Here is a 7,161-nt window from a genome sequence, read left to right on the forward strand (position 1 = left end):
CGGCCCGCAGCCTCAGCCGCCGCGCGCCCGGCGGTCGAACCGGAAATACACCCCGCCCACCAGGGCCATGGACACCCCGGAAAAGACCAGCAGCGACTCGACGGAAACCACATCGGCCAGCGGCCCGAAGACGAGGATGGCCGTGGGCATGCCTCCCGAGGCGATGAGCTGGACAATGGAGAAGACCCGCCCGAGCATCGGCCCGGCCGCCGTCTTCTGGATGAACACCGTGCTGGCCGTGGCGAACACGGGCATGAAGAACCCGCCCAGGCCCACCAGCGCCAGGAACACGGCGAAATTGGGCGCAAGGCCCAGAAGCCCGAAGGCCACGCCGAACACGGCCATGCAGAGGGCCATGACCCGGGGCCGGTCCTTGAAATCGCCGTGCCAGGACACGAAGGCTCCGCCCAGCAGCGACATGCCCGACCAGGCCAGCTCGTTGGCCGTGAGCCGCCAGACCTCGGGGCCGAAACTGCGGGCGACCATCAGCGGACACAGCACGGCGGCGGGAGTGGCCAGGAAATAGAACGCCCCGTAACACAGCACCAGCAGCCGCAGGCGGCCGTGGCCGAAGGTGTAGGACAGCCCCCGGCGGATGTCGGCCCAGGCCGAGGCGTCCCCGGCCCCGCGCGGCGCCCGGTCCAGGCGGATGCGGTAGAGCACGGCGATGGCCAGGGCCGCCGTGACTACGTCCAGGAGCATGGCCCAGGCCAGGTCCACCGTGCCCAGCAGCAGCCCGCCCGCCGCCGGGGACAGCAGCATCAGCAGGGCGTTGATGCTCTGGTTCAGGCCCTGGACCCGGGCCAGGTGCTCCGGGGGCACGATCTGCGGATACAGCGCCGCCGAGGCCGGGCCCTGGACGCCGCCGCCCAGCGAACGCAGGGCCAGCACACCCAGCAGCGGCCACAGGCCCCCCGCCTCCCCGGCCCCCAGCCCGCCGAGAAAGGCCAGGGCCAAGCCCAGGGTCACCAGGGCCACGAAGCCGTCGGACAGGGCGATGAGCAGCCGCCGGTCGTGGCGGTCGGCCCAGACCCCGCCCCACAGCAGCACCAGGACCTGGGGCCCGTGGCAGGCCACGGTGGCCAGGGTCATCCACAGGCCGGAGGTCGTCTCCAGGGTGATGTGCCAGACCAACGCGAAGCCGACCACCGAGGAGCCGAACAGCGACAGGTTCTGGCTGACCAGGAACAGGGCGGCCTGCGTGCGCCACGCGGCGCCGGGGCCGTCGGGAAGGGAACGGGACATGGGGCCTCCTGAAAGGAAAGGCCGCCGGGAACAGCGTCCGGGCGGCCGACATCCGGGCGTGCCGGATGAAGCATGAATGGGGAGTGCTTCCTGGAAGTCAAAGGACCGCGCGCGCACCCCCGGGCGGGAGGCACGCCGGTCGCGAACGGCTAGGAAACACGATGCATGAAGGGCCCCTTTCAGAAGAATAGCCAGCGCCTACACCAGGGCGCGAGAAAACGCAACACGCCGGGCCGCAGGGAAAACCCGCCCCCGCCGCCCCGCCGTCCGCCGCGCGGCCCGGCCTCAGCCCTGCCGTGCGGCGGGCACGCCGTCGCGCAGCAGCACCGTCCGGGTGGCCACGCGGGCCAGGAAGTCGCGGTCGTGCGAGGCCACCACCAGGGCCAGCCCCCCGGCCAGGAGCAGCTCCTCCAGCCGGGCCGCGCCGCGCGCGTCCAGGTCGTTGGTGGGCTCGTCCAGCAGCACGGCCCGGGGCCGCATGGCCAGCACCGTGGCCAGGGCCACGATGCGCTTCTGCCCGCCGGACAGGGTGTGCGGCAATGCCCGGGGCAGGCCCGCCGCGCCCAGGCCCTCCAGGGCCTCCAGGGCGCGCGCCCGGGCCTGCTCCTGGCCGCAGCCCAGGTTCAGCGGCCCGAAGGCCACGTCTTCCAGCACGGTGGGCATGAACAGCTGGTCGTCCGCGTTCTGGAAGACGATGCCCACGGCCCGGCGCAGGTTCCGCAACCGGCGCGGCGAAACGGCGTGCTCCCCGTCGTGGAGCAGGCGCCCGGCGGCCAGGGGCCGCAGCCCGGCCAGGGCCAGCAGCAGCGTGGTCTTGCCGCTGCCGTTGTCGCCCGCCAGCCCCACGCGCTCGCCCGGGTGCAGGGCGAAATCCAGGGCCCCGAGGGCGGGGGCCGCCCGGCCCGGGTAGCGCACCACGGCCCGCTCAAGGGCCACGATGGCCGTCATGGGAGCCAACCCCGGTCCAGCAGGAGCAGGCCGCCCCCGGCGCAGGCCAGCAGGGCCACGGCCAGCACCCCGGCCCCCGCGGCCCCGGCCTGCGGCTCCAGGGTCCGGAAATGGCCGTCGAACCCGCGCGCCGTCATGGCGTCGCGGACACGCACGGCCCGGTGCAGGCTGCCCGCGATGGTCTGGGCGAGCAGGCAGGCCGTGGTGCGGTAGGTGTGCATGTTCATGCCCGGCTCGAAGCAGCGCGCCGTGCATGCCTGGCGCAAGCGCTCGAACTCGCCCGCCGTGATCCATATCTGCCTGTAGGAAAATGCCAGAAGCAGCACGAACTTCTGCGGCAGGCCCAGGCGCTGGAGCCCCCGGGCGGCCGAGGCGACGGTGCTGGTGCCCACCAGGGCCAGCAGGACGCAGAACATGGCGTTGCCCTTCACGGCGATGCGCAGCCCCAGCTCCAGGCCGTCGAGGCTCACGGCGGGCCAAAGGGGCCAGGGCCGCCCGGGGTACGTCAGGGCCAGGGTCGCGAACATGAACGCGAAGAACGCGTTGGGCGGCCCCAGGCGGCGCAGCGCGGCCCCCGGGGGCACCCGGCAGGCCGCCAGCAGCCCAAGGCCCAGGGCCAGGGCCGCCAGGGCCGCGTCCAGGGTCCGCAGGGGTGCCACGGCGCAGGCCAGCACCCCGGCGCCCACGAGCTTGTGGGCAACGTCCAGGCGCACCAGGGGACCGGCGCCGGGCAGGGGTGCGTCGCGGATCATCGCCCGCCGGAGGCCTTGCGCCGCCTCCGGTTGTCCGCCAGGGCCGCCACCCCGGCCAGCCCGAAGATGTAGCCGATGCCCCCAAGGACGGTGCCCAGCTCCGGGCCGCCGCCGCCTTGGGCCTCCAGCTCGCGGCGCAGGGGCCGCAGCTCCTCGCGCACGGCCGCGCGCACCAGGGCTTCCAACTCGCCGGGGGCAAGGCCGGTGGGCGCGGCGGCCCCGCCGCCATCGGCGGACGCCACGGCCGCGGGCGCGGCGGGCGCCACGCCCGCGAATTCGCTGGCGGGCACCAGCGTTTCCGCCCGGTGCCCGGCCCCCGCGTTGCCGACCACGCGCAGGTCGTGGCCGCGCTCCAGGGCCTCGCCCGGAAGCTCCGCCTCGAAGAACCCGGCCCCGTCAGCCACTCCGCGAAGCAGCGTCTCACCCGTGGCCGCGTCCGCCACGGTGATTTTCGCCCCGGCCCCCGGGCTGCCGTCGCTGAAGCCGATTTCGGCCGCGAGCGTGCGCCCCTCGCCCCAGGCGTTGAGCAGGACCTTGTGGGCGCTGGCGTCCGGCGCGCACGCCAGGACCAGCAGTGCCGCGAGCAGCGCGCGGGTCAGCATGGCCGCGCCTCCCGGGCCGCGTCCGCCCCGGCCGCGCAGCCCAGCCCCAGGACGGACGGATACATCCTGGCCAGGGCGCCCACGGCGAACATGGTCACCAGGCCCTCGATAAGCATGACCGGAACGTGCGCGGCGACGATGAGCCGGGCGGCGCCGAGGAAGCCCTCGTCGGTGAAGGTCAGCGAAAGGGCGGCCATGAGCGCCGTGCCCAGCACGGCGCCCGCCCCGCCCAGGAAGCCCGCCACGGCGGCGCGCCGCCCCCCGGCCCGCAGCTGCCCCGCCAGCAGGAGCCGGCACAGGATGGCCGGGACGGCCACGTTCACCGTGTTCACGCCAAGCACCGTGAGCCCGCCGAACTGGAAAAGCAGCGCCTGGAGCAGCAGCGCCACCAGGATGCAGGGAAAGGCGGCCCAGCCCAGGATCATGCCCAGGAGCCCGTTGAGCAGCAGATGCACGCTGCTGGGGCCCAGGGGCACATGGACGAGGGAGCCGACGAAAAAGGCCGAGGACAGGGTGGCCGCGGTGATCAGCTGGTCGTGGTCCAGGCGGCGCAGCCCGGCCCAGGTTCCGGCCAGGGCCGCGCCGCCGCCCGCGAGCAGCACCGGGGCGGACAGGACGCCTTCGGAAATATGCATGGCTAAACCTCCCGGGCCGCGGATTGCGGCGCCACGGTCCGCCAGGCGCCCTCCAGGTGCTCCAGCCACAGGGCACGGCACGGCCCGTGCTCCATCGTGCCGGTCATGCAGACGCGCACGTCCAGCCCGGCGGCGGCCATGTGGCTCTTCCAGGAGTGCGGGCCGTCCCCGGCGATGTCCACGCGCACATGGTGCCCCGGTGCGCTCATGAAGGGCAGCAGCCACACCCGCCGCGCACCGGCGGCCAGAACCCGGCGGATGACGGCCGCGCATCCCGGCTCGCCCATGAGCGTGCCCATGAACACCAGCGGGTCGTTCCGGCGCAGCAGGGCTTCGAACTCCAGGTAGCGCCGGTGCCCCTCGTGGTAGGTGCCGTGGCCGACAAGCACCAGGGCGTCGCCCGGGCCGCGCTCCGGGGGCGGGTATCCGCCCAGGGCGGCGGCGGCGGCCTCCAGGTCCGCCCCGGCCATGAGCAGCGGGCCGCCCACGGCCACATCGAGAAACCCCTTGCGCGGATGATGAAAGACGCGCGCCTGGTCCAGGGTCCAGTGGTATTCCACGCCGGGCACCGTGTGCAGCGACTGCACGGCCAGATGCGTCACGCCCTCGTCGTGCAGCCGCGAGAGGGCCACGGCCACGGAGTCGTTCTCGAACCCCCGGGCCGCGAGCTTGCGGCGGATCTTGTGCGCCGTGTAGGCCCAGCGCACGGGCACGCCGGGGAAGCGCTGGCGCACCTCGCGGTCCAGGGCCTCGTAGCCCGCGCGGGCGTCGGGCAGGGCCACGCCGAAGGCCGCCAGCAGGATGCCGGGCCGCACCGGGCGCGGGCGGTGATGGCCGTGATGGTGGTGGTCGTCGCCGTGATGGTGATGATCGTGGGAATGGTGACCATCGCCGCAGTGGTCATGGTCGTGGCCGTGGTGGCCGTGATGGTCGTGGCAGTGGGACTGGTCGTGTCCCTGGCCGTGGTCGCCGTGGTCGTGGCCGCAGGCGTGGGAGCGGTCATGAGCGTGCTCATGGCCGCGGGCGTGTTCGTGGTCGTGGCTGGCGCGGGACATATCCCCTCCTCGTGGGTTCCCGTAGGGCGAAAAGGCAACGGGACGAGGAGGAGCGGCGGGCGGGAAGGACCCCTGCCGCCGTCAGCCCCCCGCCGACAAAGACCCGTTGCTGGACGCGGGATGCTGGATGGCAGGTCTTCTGACTTCCCGGGCGGGGGCCCCGCCTTCCCGCCCGGGTGGGGGCAGTGGCGTCCTGGGGCTTCGCGGCTTCCTGCGCGGGGCGCAGGCCGGGTCACAGCGGCGGGTCCGTTCCGGTCTTGCACCGGATTCCCTGTTCGTCTCCTCGCGGAGAACCATCCGCCGGAAGGCTAGCCGCTGGCGCCGGGTGCTGTCAAAACCTAAAATCCCCGCCGCCGGGCGCGGCTGCCCGCCGGACAGGGGCCGTCCAGCCCGGCCCGGCCTCCGCGCACCCAGGGGGAGCCGTCCCCCGCGGCGAGGGATTTTTCATTAAAAAAAAGCAGGGGCATGCGCTGGCGCATGCCCCTGCCTTCACCCTGGCGGGCGTCCGTTACGGCTTTTGCCGCCAGCGCCGCAAGAGGTTTCCGAACGCCTCGGCAACGTCGGCGTAGCGCACGTCGGCGTCGGCGCCGAAGGTCTTGGCCTTGCGGCTGGCCAGGATGAGCACGGCGTGCAGGCCGTGCTCCGCGTAGAACGGCAGCGCATAGTACGAACGCACCCCCTGGGGGGCGAAGAGCGCCCAGTCCACCGACTTCACGCTGTCCAGGGTATCCTCCACCAGCAGGGAGCTGAGGTCGAAGCGCTCGATGTCCTGGGCGATGGTGCCCTCGTAGGCATGGACCGCGCCCCACTCCAGGCTGGCGAACGCCCGGCCGACGCCGAAGACCGTCACCTTGCCGCGGCCCGACTGGATATGGGAAAGCATAAGCCCGTCCACTTCCGGGCCGCAGGCCTCCCAGAGGCTCTCCAGGGCCGGGCGCAGGTCGCCCGGGCGCAGGGCCTCGTCGCTGGCGGTGTCGAAAGGCTGCAACAGCGTCTTGTCCTCCACGCTGACCAGGGCCACGCGCACCACCCGCTCTTCCGGCCGCCCCCAGGGCGTGAGCCGCACATGGGCCGAGAACAGGCCGCGCTCCGTGTTGCCCAGCATCAGCGTGCCCGACCAGGCGTCGTCCTGGGCCGCCTGGCGAGCGGCGCCCATGAGTTGCTGCCCCAGGTCCTGCGGCGCCACATCATCCAGGGTCAGCAGCCCCGCGCCCCGCTTCTGGCGCATGAACAGGCCATCCGCCGCGGCGTTGGCCTCCTTGATGGCGTCGCGTTCCAGGTCGATGGTGAACACGGGGTAGTCCGCATCGCCCACGCGCATGCTGAGCTGCGCGTTGTAGCATTCCGAGCCGTAGCCTCCGGGGAGGAAGGCCCCCTTCAGGAACCCGCTGTACACCTCGTCGCCGGGCTCGGGCCAGCCCTGGAGCATGAGCGGCTTGCGGCCCGCGTCGGCCCGCAGCCGGAAAATGGCCGCCGCCGGGCGCGCGGCGTGGATCATGTCCCAGAACTCCACCAGCAGGGGGTAATCCTCTGGCATGACGGCCTGCTTGCGATAGCTGGCGTTCTTGAGCAGCAGGGAGGCGTCCACGCCATCCAAGTGCCAGCGTGAAAAAAGCTTCAGGCGCGACTCCCGCCGCCGGATGCTCCACAACAAGCCGGGAAAACCGTTCCGCCACTGCGAAAAGCGAGGCATACAAACTCCTTGCGACACAAAGGTCCAACCGGCTGCGGCCGGGGGGACTGGCCTAGAATAGATGCTCTGTTGGAGCAAGCTTTTTCTTGGCGCGAAATTGGTATAACCAATTAGCTGAACAAGCATCCAAGAGCATGATACGGCACTATTCTGAACACTGCAAACTTATGAAACAGCGCTTTCAGAAAAAGTGGTAATACCAAATTCTTTAATTATTGGCATTAAAATTAA

The 7,161-nt window shown here is 72.1% G+C and carries 7 protein-coding genes and 1 riboswitch; all 7 genes read right to left on the reverse strand.

Annotated features, from left to right (window positions below; all coding sequences use genetic code 11):
- Positions 1-12 precede the first annotated feature (12 nt).
- A complete protein-coding gene (locus tag M0P34_RS12255; protein WP_291499533.1) occupies positions 13-1,245 on the reverse strand; it encodes an MFS transporter in 1,233 nt (410 codons plus the stop codon).
- Between the two features lie 285 nt (positions 1,246-1,530).
- Positions 1,531-2,193, reverse strand: coding sequence for an ABC transporter ATP-binding protein (locus M0P34_RS12260; RefSeq protein ID WP_291499535.1), 663 nt, complete (start codon positions 2,191-2,193; stop codon positions 1,531-1,533).
- Complete coding sequence (locus tag M0P34_RS12265; RefSeq protein ID WP_291499537.1) at positions 2,190-2,945, reverse strand: energy-coupling factor transporter transmembrane component T; 756 nt, start codon at positions 2,943-2,945, stop codon at positions 2,190-2,192. The genes M0P34_RS12260 and M0P34_RS12265 overlap by 4 nt, the downstream gene beginning before the upstream one ends.
- The gene (locus M0P34_RS12270) at positions 2,942-3,547 is read right to left on the reverse strand and encodes a cobalamin biosynthesis protein CbiL (protein WP_291499539.1); all 606 of its coding nucleotides are present in this window, start codon (positions 3,545-3,547) and stop codon (positions 2,942-2,944) included. The genes M0P34_RS12265 and M0P34_RS12270 overlap by 4 nt, the downstream gene beginning before the upstream one ends.
- On the reverse strand, positions 3,541-4,182 hold the full coding sequence (gene cbiM, locus M0P34_RS12275) for a cobalt transporter CbiM (protein ID WP_291499541.1): 642 nt from the start codon (positions 4,180-4,182) through the stop codon (positions 3,541-3,543). The genes M0P34_RS12270 and cbiM overlap by 7 nt, the downstream gene beginning before the upstream one ends.
- 2 nt (positions 4,183-4,184) lie before the next feature.
- Entirely contained in the window at positions 4,185-5,237 is a 1,053-nt protein-coding gene (locus M0P34_RS12280; RefSeq protein ID WP_291499543.1) for a sirohydrochlorin cobaltochelatase, read from the reverse strand.
- Positions 5,238-5,348: 111 nt separating this feature from the next.
- Positions 5,349-5,550, reverse strand: a riboswitch (cobalamin riboswitch).
- A 195-nt stretch (positions 5,551-5,745) separates the two neighbouring features.
- Positions 5,746-6,825, reverse strand: a complete 1,080-nt coding sequence (locus tag M0P34_RS12285; protein WP_291499545.1) for a hypothetical protein — start codon at positions 6,823-6,825, stop codon at positions 5,746-5,748.
- Positions 6,826-7,161 lie beyond the last annotated feature (336 nt).

The organism is Desulfocurvus sp. (assembly GCF_023230885.1).
GTDB lineage: Bacteria > Desulfobacterota > Desulfovibrionia > Desulfovibrionales > Desulfovibrionaceae > Desulfocurvus.

Coding starts and splice junctions, on each gene's coding strand:
- M0P34_RS12255 (WP_291499533.1), bottom strand. CDS start 1,245: ATGTCCCGTTCCCTTCCCGACGGCCCCGGCGCCGCGTGGCGCACGCAG.
- M0P34_RS12260 (WP_291499535.1), bottom strand. CDS start 2,193: ATGACGGCCATCGTGGCCCTTGAGCGGGCCGTGGTGCGCTACCCGGGC.
- M0P34_RS12265 (WP_291499537.1), bottom strand. CDS start 2,945: ATGATCCGCGACGCACCCCTGCCCGGCGCCGGTCCCCTGGTGCGCCTG.
- M0P34_RS12270 (WP_291499539.1), bottom strand. CDS start 3,547: ATGCTGACCCGCGCGCTGCTCGCGGCACTGCTGGTCCTGGCGTGCGCG.
- cbiM (WP_291499541.1), bottom strand. CDS start 4,182: ATGCATATTTCCGAAGGCGTCCTGTCCGCCCCGGTGCTGCTCGCGGGC.
- M0P34_RS12280 (WP_291499543.1), bottom strand. CDS start 5,237: ATGTCCCGCGCCAGCCACGACCACGAACACGCCCGCGGCCATGAGCAC.